Raw genomic sequence first — 19,711 nt, forward strand, 5'->3', positions numbered from 1 at the left:
GCAGCGGTCGCGCATCAGCCCTGCCGTTGTCGTCCGTCCCGGTTCAAAGACGCAGAGTTGTCCGCGGAAATACGAAGAGGAAGCGAGGAAAGCAGCGGACGCTTTGTGCAAACGAGGAGCGGCCCATGTCCGCACGCGACAGGTTCAAGCCGAATCATCCAGCTGTCAGCCGTCATCTCCCGCGGTGGGACGATCGGCCGCTGACTTCGCAGACACCGGCCGGCACGAGCGACGACCCCCGGCCCGTTGTCGTCCTCGTGGACGACGACCGCTCATTTCTGACGATGGTCAGATCCACTCTCGAGCCGTACCAGGAATCGTGGCGTCTCTCAGTCCACTCCGATCCTGAAGAGGCATGGAAGCTGATTTTCAACAGCCATGTCGACGCGGTGATCAGCGACCTGTCGATGCCCAGGCTTTCCGGCTTCGATCTCCTCCGACGCATTCGCGAAACGGCCGAGACGCATGACATCCCGGTCACGATTCTGACCGGGACCGCAGACGGCGACGTCAAGCACGATGCCCTCGACCTGGGCGCCACCGACCTGCTGGCCAAGCCATTTCATACGGCAGAACTCCTGGCCCGGCTCCGCAGCATGCTGCGGCTGAAGGAAATGCAGGACGCGGCGAAGCGGCGCAGCGAGCAGCTCGAGGAACTGGTCGCCAGCCGTGAGAAGGAACTCAACCAGTCGCGACGGGAAGTGATCTGGAAGCTCGCCAAGGCCGCAGAATTTCGTGATGAGAAGACGGGGGACCATGTCGTCCGTGTCGCACGGATGAGCGCGAGAATCGCGCGGGAACTGGGACTGATGCCGCAGAGAGTGGATGCCATCGAAATGGCGGCCCCGCTGCACGATATCGGAAAGATCGGCATTCCCGATTCCATCCTGCTGAAGCCGGGAAGCCTGACGCCGGACGAGCGCGAGATCATGCGCCGGCATTGCGACATCGGCTACCGCATCCTGAGTGAATCGGGGCAAGCGGAGACCCGTCCGCAGTTTTTCCTGCCATTTTCCCGGGCGCTTGCAGGCGACGACGTGATGAAGACGGCGCAGGAGATCGCTCTTGCGCACCACGAATGGTGGGACGGAACAGGCTATCCCCGCGGCCTGGCCGGAGCAGAGATTCCACTGTCCGCGCGGATTGTGGCTGTGGCCGACGTGTACGACGCGCTTCGGTCCGTTCGTCCGTACAAAGGAGCGATTTCGCCGGATGACGCCCTGCACGAAATCCGCTGGCGCCGGGGTCGACAATTTGATCCGCAGGTGGTTGACGCGTTCCTGCGGTGCCACGAGCTGCTGGCCCGGGAGCATGCGGCGAGCTGGGCGTGCGACGTCGCGCTCAGTGGAATCGAAGCGTCAGCGCACGAGCGCGAGGCGCTCGACGTCGTTCACTCATTCTGAATGCGAGATGGCGGGCCCCGAAGGAATCACCGGCCAGCGAGATCTGGTCTCGCCGGCATGAAGGCCACGAAGTCAGACGGAGAAATGACAGCCCAATGTCGGAATCCATCGCCAAGCTGCTGGAATCGCTCCTGTCGCAGATTCCCGGACGAACGCCCGAGTCCGAGGCGCGCCTGGCCGAGCTTTGCCGCCAGTTGCGGGAGCTTCAGCAGACTGACGGAAACCTGACCGTCACCCCTGCTCCAGAGCCCGACCCGCTCACTGCGCCGGACGCCCGCACGGTAGAGGCTGCGCCGACTGGTTCCGCGATGTCTCGCGACGATGAAGAGATCCTGGAAGCGATCCAGGCGGAAATCGAGTCGCTCTCCGCCCTGATTCAGTCGACGCAGGGCGGTCCGTCGCGCTCGGGGGGATGATCGCCGGTGGGACGTGAGGCCCGGATTCAGTTCGAAACGCCGGAGTTTCCGGCGGCGCACCGGCGGAGGTACTCAAATGCGGTCGCGACGGGGACCGGCCGGCAGAACAGGTCGCCCTGGGCCTGATGGCAGCCTGTCTCGCGCAGGCGCCGCAGCTCTTCCGGCGTCTCGACGCCCTTGGCGACGACCTGGATTCCAAGGTCGTGTGCCAGGCCGACCATCGAACGCACGATCACTTCGCTGTCGCGACGGATCCCCACGTTGTGAATCATGCTGCGGTCGATCTTGATCCGGTCGAACGGAAACAACTGCAGATGCCGGAGCGATGCGCATCCGGTTCCGAGGCCGTCGAACACGATCTTCACACCAAGAGCGCGCAAACGCTGGAGCGAATCGAGGTTTTTCTCCGGCCGGTCGACGAGGACCGCTTCGCAGACTTCCAGGACCAGCCGGGAGGATTCGATTCGCGACTCTCCCAGCGCCTGGGAGACCGTGCGGACGATGTTCGAGCGGAACTGGCGGGGTGAGAGATTCACTGCGACTTCGCAGTGAGCGGGCCAGGCCATTGCATCACGACAGGCATTGAGGATCGCCCACTCACCAAGGGGAACGATCGATCCACTCGCTTCGGCGATGTGCAGGAAGCGCTCTGGCGGGAGGAGCCCCTCCCGAGGATGGTTCCAGCAGAACCGTGATTCCAATCCGCTGACGAGACCGTGGCGAATGTCGATGACCGGCTGGTAGTGCAGCAGCATCTGCCCGGCCGCCAGCGCGTCGATCAACCCTTCGTGGACCTCGTGGCGGGTCTGCAGCTCGGTCTGCATGCTGATCTCGAACCGTCGCCAGCCTTCGCCCCCGTCCCTCTTCGCCCACTTCACGGCAATGTCGGCCGCCTGGAACAGGGCTTCCTGCGTGTCGCCATCCTGGGGGGCAATCGCCACGCCGATGCTGGCCGTCAGACTCACCTTCGTTCCGCTGACGAGGAACGGACGATGGATCGTCTCCATGATGCGCGTGATGAGGCGCTCCGGCTTCGTTGACGTTCTGCCGCCGCAATGCAGCACTGCAAACTCGTCATTCCCCAGGCGTGCGAGAACATCATTCTCGCCGATGCAGGTCCGCAGTCGATCTGCGACTTCGAGCAGCAGGGCGTCGCCTGCGACATGTCCGAACGTGTCGTTCGCCGCCTGGAATCCATCGATATCGATCAACATGATCGAGAATCCGGCGCCACGTCGATTCTGACAGGCCTGTTCGACGAGCGCCTGGAACGCGCGTCGGTTCAACAGCTTTGTGGCCGCGTCGTAGTCGGCCTGGTAGGCAAGCTGAGCCCGCTGCTGTTCGGCGGAATTCTCGAGAATCCGCCTCCGGGTGATATCGAACCCGACGATCATGACTCCTTCCTCCGCGGGGGCGAGGTGCAGGACGATCCAGCGGTCGCAAACCGGGTTGAACCATTCGAAGTGATCTTCCTTGCCGTCGAGCAAGGAACGTTCGACGCGCTGCAGGAATTCCGGCGCGTCGATTCCGAGCCGCGTGTCGCCCAGCAAACGGTCGACGGCCATGTCGGGGGTGAGAAGCTCGTAGACCGCGCCGCTCGCGCGTTCGACGCGTCCTCCATCTCCCACCAGCGCGACGAAGCCGCAGGCATGCTGCAGCACGAGCGCAAGCTGCTCTACCGAGTCGACCGATCCGGACTGTTCGGCCGGGCCACGGCGTTTCTTTGTCCTGGCGGACGCCGACGCCTGATCGGGACGGGTTCGAGAAACCCGGCGACGAGCCTCGACCGGCTGCCTGCCGTCCACGCTTAACACGGCCGGTGGAAGAATCGAGAGGTCGTTTCCGGTTGGAACCTTCGAGGAGTTGGTGGATGACAACTGCTCAGAGCGAGCCATGACGACTCCACACACGGCGGGGCTTACTGGAAAAAATCCGGGCGGCGCATGCGCCGCCCGGATGGGGAGCCGCTCGACAGAAGCGGCCGGCTCGAGTGTCGACTTCAGATAAACGAGTAGTCGACGTTCTTCAGGGAGACGGTCGATGCGAACGTCGTTTTGCCCGTGGCGACTTTCAGCTTGCCGCGCGGCGATTTGCCGGTGACGCTGACAGTCGACAGGAACTGGGTCTTCGTCGTCGGGTGGTTCTGACTCACACTCATCTCGGCCGCTCCGCCGAGGAGCACCTTCACAGGCTGCGAGAACACGGTCGATCCCGACCGCAGCGGATCCTGCTCCACCTTGATCGAATCGCCGATTCCCAGGCCATTCAGGGTGGCGAACGATTTGAAACTCACGTCGTCGATCGCGATCTGGTTGCCGGCCGTGCTGCCGCCGCTGATCGTGGCGCCGCCGTTGAAGAGCGACGTTTTGACGGAGATCTGGTCGATCCCCGAACTGCCATCGATCAGGCTGCTGCCAGATCCGTTCTGCTGCAGGCCGTTGATCGTGATCACGTCGTCGGCACTTCCGGTGTGGATCCTGAGCGTCCGGTCGACGGCGACCGTGCTGAGCGTCACGCGATCGCGGTCGTTGCCAGTCAGAATCGACACCGTGCCGAACCTTGCGTTGCCCAGCGAGACGACATCGTCGCCCGACCCCGTATTGATGTTCAGGCTGGCCGTGAGGCTCGATCCCAGTCCTCCCGGCTGCGTGGGATCATCGAGGTCGTCCCCGCCGATCAGATCATCGAGATCGAATTCCGCCAGGAAGTTGATCAGGTTCTGCAGCAGATCAAACTCACCGTCGGTCAGGTCGCCGATGTCGATGATCGAAGTCAGGTCCTGAAGGAGCCCGGTGTTCAGTGAGCTGAGATCGACCAGGTTGCCCAGGTTGAGCAGCGCGAGAAGATTCAGGGTGCCATTCGCATTGAGAATCTGGTCGAGGTCGATTTGCAGCGCCAGGTCGGCGATCGCCGTGAGATCGAGAACCCCTTCCAGGTCGATCAGGTTGTCCAGCTGCTCAAGCTGGAGAGAACTGACGAATTCGCCGAGATTGATGTCGGTCGTCGTCTGCACGAACTGGACCAGGTCGCTCAGGATCGTGAGTCCGCCGAGGCCGCCGACGCCGGGAATGCCGCCCCCGCCGTCGCCAGGTCCGCCGCCGTTTCCTGGCGTGGCCATCAGAGTCTCCACGAGGTCCGCTCCGTTGCCGGTGTTGACCGTGACGATGCCGTTGGCCGACACGGCCGCGAGCGTCACGCGATCGTCGCCCGACCCGGTATTGATCGTCGCATTGCCGATGACGGAGCGTGTCAGCCCAATGGCATCGGCTCCCGAGCCTCCGGTGATCGTGAGTTTCCCGGTGATCTGGCTTTGCCCGATCAGCACCGTGTTCGCGCCCGCGCCAAGCCCGAGCGTCACATTCTTCAGAACGAGTCCGTCTCCCAGCTGAACCGTGTCGTTCGATCCCTTCAGGGTGGTTCGCAGGCTCGTGACGCCGTTGAAGGTCGCCGATGCGCCCTCTGAACCTCCAACCTTGATCGTCGTTCCGTTGCGTCCCGTCACCTGGATGCTGTTGCCGGACTGAGTGATCATCACATCGTTCGGGCCCGCATCTCCCGTGAGCCGCAATTCTCCCTTCGAGAGGGTCGCGGTGACGGTGGGGAGGATGCGGACTTCGAGAGGCTCGACCTGCAGGCCACCCGCGCTCCGCCGACGGGCCCTCTGGGGAAGCAACCGACCGCCGCGATTTCGAAGAAATGAAAAGTTCATGTGGACGCTCCGGATCCTGAAGGGGTGAACTTCCCCCCGCTCCATGAGGCAACGGAGAGGATGTGTGGCCTGTCGAACCGTTCCGCCGGCGTCGCAACACACTCCAGCGGGCCAGTTCACCCAAACATGGGATGAGCGCCTGGCCGCTTTTGCCCAATTCCGCCGGGTTGTGGGGGAATCCCCTAGAGAAGCTTCAATGTTGGTCTTCCGGGCTCCGCAGGCGATGAACGGACGAACGCGAATCGAGAACCGTTCAATCGCCTGCACAGGAGCCATGCAAATGGCCCGGTACGAGTCCCGCACGACGAGGGAAACCTCGGCGTGCTATGGTATTTGCCTCGCGTCTGCCCGCTGTGCGCCAGGGGAATTGCGATGATCGGACCACGCTTCGCTTCAGGCTGTCGGCCCGTGACCGGACATTCGACAGGTCGACTCGCTCGATCCGTCTTCTGGTGTGCCAGTCTCGTGCTCTTCAGCGCGGCTCACATTTCCGCGGCCGACCCGGTGGCCCCATCGGACGAGAACGTTCCCACTCCGATTGCGGACAGTGCTTTCACGACGACCGTGCGCCAGGTCACCGTTGGGCCGAAGCATCACTTCTTCGGCTACTTCGGCCACGTCCAGACGATCCCCTGGAACCAGAGCGGCCGTTTCCTGATCGCCCTGCGCACCGACTTTCAGGACCGCATGCCCCGGCCGGGTGAAGCGGCCGAGATCGTGCAGATCGACACGCGGAAGAACGACGCGACGCGGACTGTCGACGTCACCCGCGGCTGGAACTTCCAGCAGGGGGCGATGCTGTACTGGAACCCCGAGGCGGCGGAGACGCAGTTCTTCTTCAACGACCGCGATCCCGAGACGCAGGAAGTGTTCTGCGTGCTGTTCGACGTGACGACGCTCACCCGGATCCGCGAGTACCGCGTTCCCGGCATGTCGATCGGCAACGGCGGCGTCGCGCAGAACGGCGGGGCGTTTCTGGGGATCAATTACGGACGGATGGCCCGACTGAGGCCCGTTACAGGCTACCCGGGCGCCCACGACCAGACGGCGGACCGCCCCGGACACCCGGACGACGACGGCATTTTCCGCATTGATGCGAAAACCGGGGAGAAGCGACTGCTCGTCTCGTATCGCCAGATGGCGGACGCCATTCGCCCGCTGAGGCCCGACGTTGACGAGAAGGAACTCTTCATCAACCACACGCTGTGGAGCCGCGACGACAGCCGGATTTATTTCTTCGCCCGGGGCGACTTCGACGTCGACGGCAAAAAGCGGCTTGATATTCCGTTCACGATGAACGCCGACGGGACCAACCTGAAACCGCTGGCCCGTCACATCGGAGGGCATCCCGAATGGTTCTCGGGAGACGTGCTGATCGGGCACGTCGACGGACGCCAGGTGCTGTTCGACGTCGAGACACAGGCGGTCGTCGGGATGATCGGCACGCCGGAAAGCATCCCGAGCCCCGGCGGCGACATCGCTCTCTCGGCCGATCGGAAGTGGTTCCTGAACGCCTACGGACGGAAGGACCAGAACTTCTACAACGTCGTCCGCCTCGCGGACGGGGCGTGGACGCGCACCGCCGGCTTCAGCAGAGGGGGCTACACCTCGGGCGTCCTGCGGATCGATCCGTCACCGAACTGGAATCGCGACGCCACGCAGTTCCTGTTCGTCGCAGTGGATGACGCCGGAACGCGGCAGATTCATGTGGCGACGATTGAGAAGCGACCGACGAAGTAAGGGCCCCTGAATCAACGGACGGTCGATAGCTCACCGACCGGGCGCCGTCTGCTCTCCCTGGGTAATCCCTGGGAACGGAATGATCCGGGCGGTTACTGCGCGGGAGGAAGTGCGCCGCGCCAGCCCGCCTTGAGGAGAGCGGCCATCTCGTTCCGAACGTCGGCGAGTTGGGGATCATCGACGAGATTGCGAGTCTCCCAGGGATCGCGTTCGAGGTCGAACAGCGCCGCTCCCGGGCGATTGCCTTCGTATTCGAGGTAGCTGTACCGGCGATTCCGGACGGAATGTCCCCGATCGGCCGGACCTCCGGACATGAACACGGCGCGCTTCCATGTGCGATTCGCGTCGCCCAGAAGTGGCGCGAAGCTCGTCCCTTCGAGATTGGCAGGAACAGCCAGACCTGCCAGTTCGCCGATGGTGGGGAAGAGGTCGACCAGCTCGATGAACTGCCGACAGACCTGTCCATTGGCCGGTGCTCCGGGAACGCGCACGATCAGTGGGACGCGGCGGGTCGCCTCGAGCATCGAGTACTTGCTCCAGAACCCATGATCGCCCAGGTGAAAGCCGTGGTCGCCGAAGAAGATCACGATCGTGTTGCGATCGAGCCCCGTCTCTTCCAGTGCATCGAGCATCATGCCGACGTTCTCATCGACAAATGTCACACAGGCGTAGTAAGCGGCGATCGCCTCGCGGGCCTGCTGCAACGACGGCTGTGCGTCGCGGAAGAGATCCGGATTCCCACCGCGCGCCCGTTTGAGGGAGTGCGCCGGGAAGTTCACCAGCGAATCGACGGGGGCGGCCGGCGGCGGGATCTTCGTCGGGTCGTAAATGTCGACATACTTCTTCGGCGAGATGAGCGGCGTATGGGGCTTCGATTGTGAAACCGAGAGGAAGAACCGCTGGCCCGCGGGTTGCTTGGCGAAGTCGCGGAGCAGGGCCGCGGCGGTGGCCGCCATGCGATAGTCGTACTCTTCCTCGCGGTTTAGGCCGGAATCGCCATAGCGATCGGAGTGTTTTCTTTTCCATTCGCGGAACTCCGGGCTCTTTTGATCGGCGGGGGCTTTTTCCCAGCCTGGCCGCTTCGGCGGGAAGTTGAGAATCGGTCCGGGTCCCTTCCAGCCCTCGGGCTTGTCGTGCATTTCCAGCCGGTCGAATGCCAGCATGGGCCTGTCGGCGTACTCGAGCCTGTGGAACAGCTTGCCGACGTTGGCCGTCGTGAACCCGCCGGCCTTCACGACCTCCGGCAAGGTGAGCGTTCCGGTGGGGAGGAGGTCGTCCATGACGTCGCTGTTGGAATAGACGTTCGTCGTCGTCGGTCGAAGCCCCGTCAGGAACGAGGAGCGTGACGGATTACAGCTGATCCCCTGGCAGTAGGCGGAGTCGAACAGCACGGCCGACCTCGCGAAGCGATCGATGTTCGGAGTCCTGCAGATCGCGTTGCCGTAACAGCCGAACACGCCGGCGTTGCAGTCTTCAATGTTGATGAACAGCACGTTCATCCGCGATGTGTCGGGCAGTTCCGCGGCCCGCGCCGACGTACCCCAGAGCATCAGCAGGCAGAAGGTGAATCGCATGGAGGGCTCCTTCAGGCAGCTGTTGGGTGATTGCCAGGAAAAGAGGGACATCGAAACCGGACAGCGTCAACGGGCGTTCGCGGTTTCGGGAGGAATCACGGCGGGCGTGCCGCTTTCGATGGAAAGGTCGGGCCATCCTCCGACATCCGCCTGCGAAGCGATGGGACCGGTCATACGGCCGGTGCGCACGTTCTCGACGATCCGTCGGTCGACCGGATCGCGCCGGGGTCCGGCGCCGGCATGGTCGAGCACTTTTTCATACGCGGCCCGCGCATCCTCGAGTCGGACGGGAACGTCGGGCTGGAACAGTGGGGTGCGGGAGATCTGCGCCTGGACGTTTGCGGGGGCGGCCAAAATAGGCGTTTTCGGTTCGATGAAGACGACGGCGAGATCGTCCTGATCAGCGTCTGTCCGATGCGGACCGATGTTCCCCGCCACGTACACCTTGAGGCGATCGATCACGCCATGCTTGGGGGTCCCCAGGATCTCCGCGCGCCGGGGATCCGCAGTGGCGTAAAAGTTGTTGATGAACTGGAATTCGAACTTCGTTCCGGCGGCTTCTTCCGGGCGGTTTTCGATGCCGGTGGTGTAGCGCGATCCCGACCGCTCGTAGTCGTAGAAGACGTTGTTGACCGCCTCCATGCGGACATCGTACTTCTGGCCGCGGCGGACATCGTTGGCCTCGAACTGCGGTCCGCGCATCACGTAGTGCGCCAGCAGGCAGTGATGCATCGTCAGGGTGTTCGCGCTGAGGTTGAGCCCGAAGGCATGGTGGTCGCCATAGGGATGGAGGCGGGGATTCGAGAGGGGTTCCGCCAGCAGGCACCACTGGATCGTGACATTCTCACAGCGGACCGCGCAGATCAGTTCGTCACAGCACCACGACAGCGAGCAATGGTCGAAGATCAGGTTGCGCGAGTCGTAGAGGCTGACGCAGTCGAGATCGCCCGACCCGTCGGGCCGTTCGCGGCCGGCCGCCTCGACTCGGCGGAGGACGTCGATATCCCCGCAACGGAACCGCAGGTGCCGTACGATGACGTCGTGCGTGTTCAGACAGACGAACGAGTGATCGCAGATGCAGACTCCGCCTGCGGGCGCGGTCGAGCCGTCGATCGTCAGGTACGGCTCCTGTACAACGAGTTCGCCCTGCAGGCGGATATTGCCGGCGACGTTGAAACGGACCTGCCGGGGACCGGGCTGCTGCGCAGCCCAGCGGAAAGTTCCGGGCTGGGGCGATTCGACGTTGTCGTCCAGGCGGTCCACGACCAGGACGCGTCCGCCTGTCCCGCCTCGCGACCTGGCCCCGAACCCCTCGGCTCCTTCAAAGGCGACAGGGGGCGCGGCGCAGGCGATGAGAAGGATACTCAGAGCCGTCGGCATCATTTCGAAACCTTCCCTGCACCTGGGGATCGCGCGGGATTTTCGTACCAGATCACACCGAGCCCGCGGTTTTCCTCGCAGGTCAACACGTCCAGATCTCCGTCGCCATCCAGGTCCACGAGCGGCGCGAGGTCGTACTTCACACCGTCGCTGCCACTGATCGGGCGCGGCGACCACGAACCCTGCCCCGGCGGGCCGTCGCAGGAAAGCCACGACACTCCGTGCAACGGCGACGCGGCTGCTTCGCACGTGACGACAAGATCCATCCGGCCATCAAGATCGAGATCGCCAAGACTCACGGCCTTGGCCGTTCCCGACATCGGTGGAAACGGGATCGTGGACGACTTCCAATGTTCCCCGGAACGATCGAGCCGCTTCAGCCACAGCACGTGGGCCGGTTTGGTCGCCACGACAATGTCCTCCAGGCCATCCGAGTCGAGATCGGCCAGGTCGAGGAACATCGTCTCGGCTCCGACTCCAGCAATCGCGTGTTCGATCCACGGCGAAGCCACATCGCGCCCGGGATTCTCCAGCCAGTAAACGCCCGATCGGTCTCCCTTGCGGTCCGAAAAAACGAGGTCGAGGTCGCCGTCGCCGTCCATGTCCGAGGAGACCAGCGACATCGTCCATCCGACCGGCCTCAACGGGTGGAACGTCCACTCCGCAAGCGCTCTCGGATCGGCCGGCGCCTGGAACCAGCCAATCTGCGACCCTCTGGACTTTCCTCCGGCGAAGAAGTCGATCCCATGACGGCCGTCGATCTGCGCGGGGAGCGCGAACATCCATCGCGTGACGTTCAGTGACGCGGGCAGTGGGGCGGTCGACCATGCCTCCGCATCGAGAAGACGACTGCGATCAGCAGGTGCCCAGGAAACGCGAACCTGCTGCGAATCCCCCTCGCAGCAACTGACCACCTCGCAGGCTCCGTCCCCATCGAGGTCGACGAGAACGGCGTCCTCGACGTCCCGGGCCGTTCCCACCGTCACGGCGGGCCACGGCTTTCGGACGCGCTCGGCGCCCGGATGAACCATCAGCCGAACGACACCCCCCTGTTCCCAGCCGGTCACAATGTCAGGCAGGCCGTCGCCGTTCACGTCTTTCAGTCGAGTGCCGTCCGCGCCTCGCGACGAATCGTCGATGACGTGCCGCTGCCACTGGGCAGTGGCATTCGCCGCCGGGGCGACGAAGAGCAGCAGCACGAAACAGCGGAACGACATGGGCGGTTCACTTCTCCGGAGCCGTCTGGAGCGACTGGACGAACGCGTCGTATTCGGCGGCCGGGCTGTGAGCCGTTCCCTCGTGGAACGCCGCCGCGAAGAGGAGCGTGAGCGGTTCGCCCGCCTTCACGACAATCCGGCTTCGCTCCCCCTGCTTCATCGCCGCCCGGCCGAAGGGATTGGCCACGAACACGCCGTAGTCGCGATTGTGCCACCAGCTTCTGCGGAAGTTGACTGGCCCGGACATCAACGTCACGCCACAGGGGACACCGTCGACGACTCCCGAATAGTCGCACCAGGCGGCTGGCTGTCCCCACGTTGCGTTCGCCGTCTGTTGTCCTTCACTGTTGCGGATCACACCGCCGTTCTTCTGCGTCATCTCCGTTGCAACGCGGGCCCCGAATCCCATTTCCTCCTGGTCTCCGAGGACGAGTTCACCCGAATCGGCCGACAAGGTCGTTTCCCATGTCAGCCGCCAGCCCGATGTCGATTCCCGGGCCGTCAGCCGATTGAGCATGCGTCCCAATGCTTCGCCCTCTTTCCCAACGAAGCGGCTTTCAGTCGTGAAGCGCACGATTCCGTTGTCGATCGCAGGGGGCTGCACGAACCGGAGATGTTCGATCCGTCCCTGATTGCGCCAGAAGTCGTGTCCGCTGATGTCACCGAACGCGAGCCAGATCCCGGGGTGCATGTCCGCGTGATCGGTGGCGTCTTTCCCTTCGACAGGAGGGTGGCGACGGGTGACCTGTCGCTGGCTTTTCAAGCGAACGTTGGCGACGTACGGCCTGCGGATCAGGGGATCGTCAAACACAAACTCAGCGAGCGGGCGGCCCGCTGCGGTGATCGTCAACCGGTCCGCGTGCTGCGCGAAGCCGAGCCCTTTCTCCGTCGCCTCGGGCTTGGCGGTTGGATCTTTGAAATCGGCGGCCGTGATGTTGGCCGCCGGCCCCCACATCAGCACCGCGACCGACCACGCGAGAAGCGAGAGGCCGGGCAGACATCTCGGCCGTTCAATCATTCAACGTGCTCCTGGAGGCAACGGGCGCCCACCAGATGGCGAACAGCCCCAGGCCGTAGATCATCGCACAGATGGTTCCGACACGGGGATAGTCGCCGCCGAGGGCCCGGAACAGAAATCCGACCGCGAGGACGCCGACCGCGGTCGCGAACCGGCCCGAGTTGAACGACAGCCCGGTTCCGGTGGCCCGGACGTGGGTCGGAAAGAGTTCGGGGAGGAACAACGCCAGCCAGCCGAAGAACAGCGTCGCCACGAAACCCTGGGCAAAGACGACCGCGTGAAACGCCGGCTCCAGAGGCGCGGTCCACTGGAACATCATCACGGTGAGGAGGCAGGAGCCGACGCTGATGAGCGCGTAGCTCAGCCGTCGTCCGAGCAGCGACGCCAGCTGTGCGCCGGAGAAGCTTCCGAGGGTCGCTCCGAGCGCCCACCAGCCCTGCGTGGCCGCCTTGTAACCCGAATTGGAGGCCCCGGCGATCTTGTCGGACCAGGGAATCATCCACTTGCTTGCCGCCCAGGCGCCGACCATCGGAATCGAGCTGATGACGATTCCCGCGAGCGTCAGCCGCCACAGCGACGGGCCGAACAGCTCGCGGATCGGAGTCGCCTGCCGCTTCACTTCTCCCCGGCTCACCAGCCATCGCGGCGATTCGGGAAGCGCGATGAGCACGAGGATTCCGAGGACGGCTGGGAGGCCGGCGAGCTGGAACACCCAGCGCCAGGTGTCGGGAGTGATCGGCCAGACGCGCGCCAGTTGCGAGAGCAGCAGGATGCCTGCGTTCAGTGCCGCGCTCATGACGCCTGAGACCATCGGACGCGATGCGTTCGGCCAGCATTCGGAGACGAGGGCGATCGCGTTGGGCCAGACGCCGCCGACTCCGAGGCCGACGAGAAACCGCAAGATCAGCATTTCTTCCTGCGTGCGGGCGAACGCCCCGAGGGCAGCGAAGACGGAGTAGCAGAGGATGCTGAGGCCCATCGCGCGCGTCCGGCCGATGCGGTCGCCGAGGCTGCCGAGCCAGATTCCGCCCAGCGCTGCCCCCAGCATGAGCGCCGCGGTGAATCGCGCGAACCAGTCGCCCCCGAGCGTGGGCGTATAAGACTCGCCGAGCAGGCTTCTGGAAATCGACAGCGACGCTACCGGCATGAGGCCGAGTTCGACGCCGTCAAACACCAGTCCGAGACTCGCGGCCGCCAGGACCGCGATCCGTCCGCCGGGGCTCAACGTGGGTCCGCTCATTCGGCCGTTGTTCCGCGAAGGACTTCGACAATCGAGCTGTTGTCCATTTCGCCGAGCCCGGCGGCGACGGCCCGTTCAAGGAGCTGGCGGTGGGTGTCAGTCAACGGGAGCGGGCGGCCGGCTGACTTTGCGGCTTCCAGCATCATGCAGACATCCTTCAGGTGCTGCGACAGCTTCGCCTGCACGCTGTAATCCCCTGTGATCATCTTGTGACCTTTCGTGTCCATCGTGCGCGACGAGGCAGGGCTGTCTTTCAGCACGTTCAGCGCTTCGGCCGGATCGACCCCGATGAGTTCGGCGAACGCCAGACCTTCGGCGAGCGCCGCGCGATTCAGTCCCAGTACGAGGTTGGTCACGAGCTTCATTTTTGCCGCGCTGCCACAACGGCCTGTGTGGAAGACCCGCTTTCCGAGGACGGGCCACAGGTCGGCGCAGGCCTCGAAGGCCGCTTTCTCGCCCCCGACCATGACGACGGCCTCCCCCTGGCGGATCTGTTCGCTCGAGCCCGAGATCGGAGCGTCGAGGTAGTTGACGCCCCGGGCCGCGAGGCGCTGCCCCATCGAGACGGAGTGTTCGGGAACGCCAGTTGTCGTGTCGATCAGGTACTGCCCGGGGCGCAATGTCGCATTCATCCGCGCGACGATCTCGGCCACGGCGTCGCTCGAAAAGAGGCTGATGACGACCCGCTCGCACGACGCGCCAGGATCATCGGACCACTCGGCTCCGCGCTCGATGAGGGGCTCCGCTTTCGAGGGAGTACGATTCCACACTCGAACGGCGTACCCCCGCTGGAGCAGCCGTTCCGAAATCGCGGTTCCGGTCAATCCCAGACCCACGACTCCGACCGGACCTTCTGTCATTGCCGGTTCTCCTGACAGTCCGTGTGCGCTCACGACTTCCGCTTCGCCGACTTGTCGGTCGCCAGATCAAAGTTGAACGTGTTCGCCCCCGGAATCACTTCGGCCTTCAACTCCGTCGCCGTGTTATACCGCGCCGGAAGCCTGATGGGCCTGGGGTTCTCCTCGGTGGGCCAGACGTTGATCTGCACTTCGTGCCCGCCGACGATCGCCCCTTTCTCCTTGCGGCTAAACACGAGCTCATACTCCCCCGCATCGTTCGTGAAGCCGATGGAGGTCGTGCCGACTCCGTCGTTCGGCTGGAACACGACATTCGCCTTCGGGAGCGGGCGTCCGTCGCAGCTCACGACGCCCGTTACCCCGGCGAGTTCGAATTCGGACTTGCTGCAGCCAGCCAGCGGAAGTCCGGCCATCAGCAATCCTCCCGCCAGGATTGTCCGGGACAACCCTCTCCCACGCCGCACACACGTCACAGCCATGGTCGCTCCCCCGCTTCGGAGTTCTGTTCCGCCCACTCACGCGTTGAACCGGCGCTGGTGAAGGTGGCGGTGACCTCGCCAGTGCGCTGGACATCGCAACCCCAGGCTGAAATGCACTGACGAAGCGGGTGCCGTCCTCAATTTCTCCTTAGAACTCGCCGACGGGCAGACCGTCCTCACGACGCAGCAGGCGCTGGTAGGTTCCCATGCGGGTGCTCGGTCCGGAGGCCGTCTGGTTCGTCGAATCGAAGTGGATGTTTTCGCTGATGAAGCCGACGTGTCCGTCGCCGAAGACGAAGTGAGCGCCCCCTTCGTGGCTGCTCCCGAAGGCCTTCTCGGCGTAGTCGTTTCCAGGATTGGGCGGGAAGTTGAGGCGGGCGTCGTTCTGGCAGGCGCCGAGGACCATTCCCGCAGCGCTGCGGCCGTCGTTGTCGTAGCGTGACACGCCGACCCATCCGCCGGCGGTGGCAATCCAGTCGCGTTCGCCGACCATGAAGGTGTTGCTCGAGCCATCAACCACGTCGCGCAGCTGGATGGAGCCGCTCGGCTGCATCATGCCCAGACCGTCGCGCGCCTGCGTGAGGTAGGTGTTGGAGTTGCAGGTTCGCGTTCCGGCGCAGGCGATGTAGTTGGAAGTTCCGACATAGGCCCGGTTGTCCGGGAAGTTCGGCCGGAACGAGCTGTCGAACTCGCGGGACGCGCCGTTGTTGTCGGCGGGGGCAATGTCGGTCGGGCAGCGGTAAGCCGGCAGGGGCGTCCGTGCCAGAATTGCGAGGGTCGGGCTCTGCAGCATTTCGGTCAGCGTTCTCGAACCGACGCCCATCTGGTTATAGAGCGGCCCCTGATCGAGGAAGGGGAGGATCAACGAGCCCCAGCCCCACGCGGCCCTTGGCCCGCTGCCGACGACCGGCACGCCGGGGTTCACGTTGTGGACCATGGCCGGCGGGAGCATGCGATGCACATCCATGTAGTTGTGCATCGCCAGCCCGATCTGCTTGAAGTTGTTGCGGCACTGCGTCCGGCGGGCGGCCTCGCGGGCCTGCTGCACGGCGGGCAGCAGGAGTGCAATCAGGATCGCAATAATCGCGATCACCACGAGCAACTCAATCAGCGTGAACCCTGGTCGACGAGCGCGGCGCCACATGGATCATCTCCCCCGAGGTGAAAACCGGATCAGCGATGAACATTCGAAACGTCACAAGGTGAAATCGAGAACGGCACGACACGCGTCCTGCCATTCGTCAGCCAGCTCATTGCCTCCCACATGTCTGAACTGACAGGTCCCTTCTGAAAACTGACGAGCCCTGCACGAGGTTCCCAGGACTGCACGGTCCGGGTGGGAAGTCAGTTGGAACCGAGGCGTGCGGAAACCGGCTTCCAGTCGGGCAGCGACAGGTTGCAGCGATAATTCGAGTCGTTGCAGTCCGGGTTGCGTTTCGGGGCGTAGATCCGGTCGCCGGTGAACGGACGGTCCTGCGTGTAGATCCAGACGCGGTCCTGGTCCCACAACACGATCTCGTCCCGCGCATCCCCCGTCATGTCGCGCACTTCCGCGCACAGGTCGGGATGCCCGTCGTCGGGGAAAATCACGGCGCGCCGCAGCGAGCCATCAAGCAGTCCCCCTTCGCGAACGTTCCCCGACAACAGGACGAATTCCTGTCCGTCTCCCCGCCAGTTGACCGGCAGCATGGGGCTGCCGCAGTGATGCGGTTCCTCCTGCTGCAGCAGTTCGCCTTCGTGGTCGAACAGTGAAACGATTCCCGGGTTCTTCCAGAAGTTCACTGTCATGAACTGCAGGCCGGGGAGGTCACGACGGAACTTCCCGACGGCCGCCGCCTGAGCATGGCCGACGCGGACGTGCCGCTCGATGAGTCCCCGGTGATTGATGACGATGAAACCTTCATCACTCCCGCAGTAATACGCTTTATGCGGTTGCTTCGGGTCGCCCGAGAAATTGCCGACGACGATCGAATCGGCGTGATCCTTGAAGGCCGGGTCCGCGCTCCATAACTGCTTCCCCGCCCCGTCCCACAGCGCGTATCCGATGGCCAGGAGGTCCCTGCCTCCTTCTCCCCCTGGGAACGCGTACGGGTAATGGCCCGTCATCCCCTGCCCCTTCCACAGCGGCTTCAGGTCGCTGTCATACACCCAGAAGTTCCAGTAGCGGTCCTTCACCACGATCTCGCCGCGGTGTCCCCTGCCCGAGAAATCGACGAAGGCCAGACAGTCCGCGCTGCTCACGTTCGTCGGCCACTTGTCCGGCACTTTCTGGTTGACTGCCGGATAGCTTTCGACCCGTGGCGTGTCGGCCGACTTCAGGACTTCGCCCGTCCTGCCGTCCAGCACGAGCAGTTTCTTTTCGCTGGCCACGACGACTTCATTCTTTCCATCGCCATCGAGGTCATGAACCTGGAACGGCGTATCGCTGGTGAGCAGCCCCTTCCCGGGGTCCGGTTCGCCGCGCTGCCAGAGGATTCTCCCGTCGGACGTGAGGGCCGTCATGCAGCCGATCTCGACTGCTTTGTCGTCCGGAGTCTGGGGAATGTTCTGGGCGATGAGAATGTCGAGCGAACCGTCGCCATCGAGGTCTCCGAACCGCATGTTGCGTCCGGCGCCGAAACGCGGAGTCGAGAACTTCTTCCACAACTTCGGCTGCGGATTCTGCGCCTGCAGCTCTTTGAGGTCCTGGTTCCGCGTCGCGATCGTGCGCGCGATGGCGTCGCTGGCCTCGGATGTGGCGGTCACGCGGAAGTCCTGGAAACGGGCCTGCACGTTCGCCGTGATCCCTGTTTTCCCGGAGAGCAACTCGTCGCTCGTCGCTTTCACGACCAGCACGTCATCCACATAGGCCCGGATCTCGGGCCCGCGGTTTTCCACCTTCAGCCGGTACGCCTGATCGGGCTTGCTGGCAAAGTCGGCCGCGGCCAGTTCCCGGAAGCGGCTGACCCGGAACTCGTCTTCAAGCGGCATACGGATCGCCAGCCGCGCTTTCCCCTCCTGCAGGCTGAACAGGTAGTGATGGCGGTTGGTGTGGTAGCGGAACACGAGGCCCGCGATGTCGTCCGTCGCCTTCGGCGTCATCGTGACTTCGACGGTGTAGTCGCTCCACTCCGGCTCGCCCGTGACGAACAGCGGGGCGAACAGCCGGGCCATCATCCGGCCCCCCTTCGTCGGGAGGATCTGGTCGAGATAAGGCTTCCCGTCGTCCGAGCCGGCCGCCCAGCAGTCCATGTAGCAGATGGAATTGCCCCAGGGCCCCAGAGGGACGCCGCGATTCGCCAGGTAGTGATACTCCTGGATCGCGCCGTTAATGAAGCCGAGGGGGCGGGAGAGCATCCCGGGGGGAAACCGGGAAAAGTCATCCCGGAACAGCTCGACCGTCGCCTCGCGGTTCGCGCCCGACGGAGGCGTCCCCGGTTCCGCGGCGCGGGCGGGAATGCTGGTCCATGTTCCCAGCGTGACTGCCAGCAGAGAAATCCAGTTCAAGCGCATGTCGTTCCCGCGAGCTGAAGGATCGAATGGAAATCAGAATTGTCAGCAGTCCAGGTGGTCGATGACCGCCCGGGCCATGTCGGTCGTCGAATTGTTTCCGCCCAGATCGGGTGTTCTTGTGGGGGTGTGCCTGAGCATCCGCTCGACGGCGGTTTCAATCCGGCGACCGACGGCGGTCATCTCGGAGTCGTCGTGCCGCTCTCCCAGCCAGTCGAACATCATGGAGGCCGACAGGATCATTGCGAGCGGATTGGCGATGTTACGTCCTGCGAGCGTTGGGGCCGATCCGTGCGAGGGCTGAAAGAGGGCGCGGCCGTCGCCGATTTCCGATGAGGGCGCCATTCCGAGTCCGCCGACGATGCCGGCCCCGAGGTCGGAGAGGATGTCTCCGAACTGGTTCTCCATCATCAGCACGTCATACGCGGCGGGATCCTGGACGAGGAAGAGGCTCATGGCGTCGACATACGCGCAGTTGGCCGTCACCCGTGGGTGACGCGCGGCGACCTCGAGAAACACCTTTCGGAAGAACGCGAAGCTGCGAAACACGTTCGCCTTGTCGACGCAGGTGACCGATCTCCGCCCGTCGAGCGGCCGTCCGTTTCTCCGCGCCGCGAGCTGAAACGCGTACTCCGCGACGCGCCGCGTCCCTTCCCGCGTGACGACGAGCGTGTCGGTGGCCACCTCGTCGTTGACGAGGCATCCCCCGCCGAACGAGGCGAACAGCCCTTCGAGATTCTCCCGGATGATGACCAGATCGATTCCGGCCTCCGCCGTGTTCAGCGGAGACTTCACTCCCGGGTAGAGCTTGACCGGGCGAACTCCGGCATAGAGACCCAGCGCCCTCCTGAGGCCGACCATCATGTCGGGCTGCACTTCCGTGCCGTCGGGCTTGCGGACGTCCGGCAGGCCGATGGCCGCCAGCAGCACGGCGTCCGCGCGGCAGCAATCGGCGAGCACTTCGTCCGGGAGCGCCTGGCCGGTGCGGCAGTAGCGATCGGCCCCCGCGTCGTGCTCGTCATATTTCAGCTGCACGCCCCTCAGGCCGCGCGTGGCCGCCTCCACAACGGACAGGGCCGCTTCCGTGATCTCCGGTCCGATGCCATCTCCCGGAAGGACGGAGATCCGGTATCGCCTGGCCATGGTCGCGGCCGTTGGCTCCGTTCTCGTCGCGACCGCACCTGTCATG

15 protein-coding genes are annotated in these 19,711 nt (G+C 64.2%); 3 read left to right on the plus strand and 12 right to left on the minus strand.

The window, feature by feature from the left end; all coding sequences use genetic code 11:
* Positions 1-125: 125 nt before the first annotated feature.
* A complete protein-coding gene (locus Pan44_RS26875; RefSeq protein WP_145034811.1) occupies positions 126-1,403 on the plus strand; it encodes an HD-GYP domain-containing protein in 1,278 nt (425 codons plus the stop codon).
* Positions 1,404-1,498: 95 nt separating this feature from the next.
* Positions 1,499-1,819, plus strand: a complete 321-nt coding sequence (locus tag Pan44_RS26880) for a hypothetical protein (RefSeq protein WP_145034812.1) — start codon at positions 1,499-1,501, stop codon at positions 1,817-1,819.
* A 26-nt stretch (positions 1,820-1,845) separates the two neighbouring features.
* On the opposite strand, the gene Pan44_RS26885 is transcribed toward Pan44_RS26880, so the two are convergent.
* On the minus strand, positions 1,846-3,714 hold the full coding sequence (locus Pan44_RS26885) for a putative bifunctional diguanylate cyclase/phosphodiesterase (RefSeq protein ID WP_145034813.1): 1,869 nt from the start codon (positions 3,712-3,714) through the stop codon (positions 1,846-1,848).
* 104 nt (positions 3,715-3,818) lie between these two features.
* Complete coding sequence (locus Pan44_RS26890) at positions 3,819-5,528, minus strand: hypothetical protein (protein WP_145034814.1); 1,710 nt, start codon at positions 5,526-5,528, stop codon at positions 3,819-3,821.
* 465 nt (positions 5,529-5,993) lie between these two features.
* Between Pan44_RS26890 and Pan44_RS26895 the strand changes: the two genes are divergently transcribed.
* A complete protein-coding gene (locus Pan44_RS26895; protein ID WP_145034815.1) occupies positions 5,994-7,268 on the plus strand; it encodes a hypothetical protein in 1,275 nt (424 codons plus the stop codon).
* Positions 7,269-7,360: 92 nt separating this feature from the next.
* On the opposite strand, the gene Pan44_RS26900 is transcribed toward Pan44_RS26895, so the two are convergent.
* The 10 genes from Pan44_RS26900 to Pan44_RS26945 all read right to left on the minus strand — a co-directional run bounded on the left by Pan44_RS26900 (position 7,361) and on the right by Pan44_RS26945 (position 19,665).
* On the minus strand, positions 7,361-8,842 hold the full coding sequence (locus Pan44_RS26900) for a sulfatase-like hydrolase/transferase (protein WP_197453703.1): 1,482 nt from the start codon (positions 8,840-8,842) through the stop codon (positions 7,361-7,363).
* A gap of 66 nt (positions 8,843-8,908) precedes the next feature.
* Positions 8,909-10,225 (minus strand): hypothetical protein, encoded by a 1,317-nt coding sequence (locus tag Pan44_RS26905; RefSeq protein WP_145034817.1) that lies wholly within the window; start codon positions 10,223-10,225, stop codon positions 8,909-8,911.
* Positions 10,222-11,439 carry an FG-GAP repeat domain-containing protein gene (locus tag Pan44_RS26910; protein WP_145034818.1) on the minus strand — a complete coding sequence of 406 codons (1,218 nt, stop codon included), beginning with the start codon at positions 11,437-11,439 and terminating at the stop codon, positions 10,222-10,224. Before Pan44_RS26910 ends, Pan44_RS26905 begins: the two co-directional genes overlap by 4 nt.
* Before the next feature lie 7 nt (positions 11,440-11,446).
* On the minus strand, positions 11,447-12,457 hold the full coding sequence (locus tag Pan44_RS26915; RefSeq protein WP_145034819.1) for a DUF6807 family protein: 1,011 nt from the start codon (positions 12,455-12,457) through the stop codon (positions 11,447-11,449).
* Complete coding sequence (locus Pan44_RS26920) at positions 12,450-13,697, minus strand: MFS transporter (RefSeq protein WP_145034820.1); 1,248 nt, start codon at positions 13,695-13,697, stop codon at positions 12,450-12,452. Before Pan44_RS26920 ends, Pan44_RS26915 begins: the two co-directional genes overlap by 8 nt.
* Positions 13,694-14,557, minus strand: a complete 864-nt coding sequence (locus Pan44_RS26925) for an NAD(P)-dependent oxidoreductase (protein ID WP_145034821.1) — start codon at positions 14,555-14,557, stop codon at positions 13,694-13,696. The genes Pan44_RS26920 and Pan44_RS26925 overlap by 4 nt, the downstream gene beginning before the upstream one ends.
* 29 nt (positions 14,558-14,586) lie before the next feature.
* Positions 14,587-14,967, minus strand: a complete 381-nt coding sequence (locus Pan44_RS26930) for a carboxypeptidase regulatory-like domain-containing protein (RefSeq protein WP_145034822.1) — start codon at positions 14,965-14,967, stop codon at positions 14,587-14,589.
* A 214-nt stretch (positions 14,968-15,181) separates the two neighbouring features.
* On the minus strand, positions 15,182-16,177 hold the full coding sequence (locus Pan44_RS26935) for a DUF1559 domain-containing protein (RefSeq protein WP_145034823.1): 996 nt from the start codon (positions 16,175-16,177) through the stop codon (positions 15,182-15,184).
* Between the two features lie 200 nt (positions 16,178-16,377).
* The gene (locus Pan44_RS26940; protein ID WP_145034824.1) at positions 16,378-18,519 is read right to left on the minus strand and encodes a hypothetical protein; all 2,142 of its coding nucleotides are present in this window, start codon (positions 18,517-18,519) and stop codon (positions 16,378-16,380) included.
* 48 nt (positions 18,520-18,567) lie between these two features.
* The gene (locus tag Pan44_RS26945) at positions 18,568-19,665 is read right to left on the minus strand and encodes an isocitrate/isopropylmalate dehydrogenase family protein (protein WP_145034825.1); all 1,098 of its coding nucleotides are present in this window, start codon (positions 19,663-19,665) and stop codon (positions 18,568-18,570) included.
* Positions 19,666-19,711: the final 46 nt, after the last annotated feature.

Source organism: Caulifigura coniformis (genome assembly GCF_007745175.1).
Lineage (GTDB): Bacteria > Planctomycetota > Planctomycetia > Planctomycetales > Planctomycetaceae > Caulifigura > Caulifigura coniformis.